The 1,430-nt window shown below is 69.9% G+C and carries 1 protein-coding gene; it reads right to left on the bottom strand.

The window, feature by feature from the left end:
* Positions 1-1,421, bottom strand: a 1,421-nt coding sequence (gene amaB, locus DES43_RS22220) for an L-piperidine-6-carboxylate dehydrogenase (RefSeq protein WP_133676476.1), incomplete at its 3' end; no start/stop codon positions are given.
* Positions 1,422-1,430: the final 9 nt, after the last annotated feature.

A 1,430-nucleotide genomic window follows, 5' to 3' on the forward strand; every position in this document is an offset into this window, starting at 1 on the left:
GAGTAGTTGATGGTGTTGGTTGCGCGGCGCATATAGGCCTTCCAGGCGTCGGAGCCGCTCTCGCGCCCGCCGCCGGTCTCCTTCTCGCCGCCGAACGCCCCGCCGATCTCGGCTCCCGAGGTGCCGATGTTGACATTGGCGATGCCGCAGTCGGAGCCCTCCGCCGACAGGAACCGCTCCGCTTCCTGAAGGTCGCGCGTGAAGATCGACGACGACAGGCCGGCCCCCACCGCGTTGTGCAGGGCGAGCGCTTCGTCGAAGTCCGAATAGCGCATCACATAGAGGATCGGCGCGAAGGTCTCCTCCAGCACCGGGCCGGTCTGGGACGGCATCTCCACGATGGCCGGGCGCACATACCAGGCATCGGCATGGCCGGTCTCGACGCGCGCGCCGCCGGTGACGGTGCCGTCCGCCGCCTTCGCCGCCTCCAGCGCCTTTTGCATGCTGTCGAAGGCCGCCCTGTCGATCAGCGGACCGACCAGCGCCTTGCCCTCCAGCGGATTGCCGACCGAAACGCTCTCGTAAGCCTTCTTCAGCCGCGGCACGATGGCGTCGTAGACGCTCTCATGCACGAACAGGCGCCGCAGCGTCGTGCAGCGCTGGCCGGCCGTGCCCATCGCCCCGAAGGCGATGGCGCGCAGCGCCATGTCGAGATCGGCCGAAGGGCACACGATGCCGGCATTGTTGCCGCCAAGCTCCAGGATGGCGCGCGCGAAGCGGCCGGCCAGCCGCGGACCGACCGCCCGGCCCATGCGCGTCGAGCCGGTCGCCGACACCAGCGGCACCTTCGCATGATCGACCAGAGCCTCGCCGACATCGGCCCCGCCGATCAGCACCTTCAGCAGCCCCTCCGGCGCATCCGCGCCAAAACGCTTCACCGCGCGCGCGAAGATCGCCTCGCAGGCAAGCGCGGTCAGCGGCGTCTTCTCCGACGGCTTCCACACCACGCTGTCGCCGCACACCAGCGCCAGCGCCGCGTTCCACGACCACACCGCCACGGGGAAGTTGAAGGCCGAGATGACGCCGACCACGCCCAGCGGATGCCAGGTTTCCATCATGCGGTGGCCGGGGCGCTCGGTGGCGATGGTCAGGCCATACAATTGCCGCGACAGCCCGACCGCGAAGTCGCAGATGTCGATCATCTCCTGCACCTCGCCCAGCCCCTCCGAGGGGATCTTGCCGACCTCGACCGACACCAGCCGGCCGAGCGCCTCCTTGTGGGCGCGCAGCTCCTCGCCGAGCAGCCGCACCAGCTCGCCGCGGCGCGGGGCCGGCACCAGCCGCCACTTCAGGAACGCCGCATGCGCCGCATCCACCGCACGCCCCGCCTCCGCCCCCGAAACCTCGCCAACCCGTGCAAGCTCCTCACCCGTCACAGGGCTGCGCACCACAAGCGTTCCGCCCGAAACCGAAGCCGGCAAAACTCCAAG

Origin of the sequence: Aquamicrobium defluvii (assembly GCF_004363725.1) — a bacterium.
Classification (GTDB): domain Bacteria; phylum Pseudomonadota; class Alphaproteobacteria; order Rhizobiales; family Rhizobiaceae; genus Mesorhizobium; species Mesorhizobium defluvii.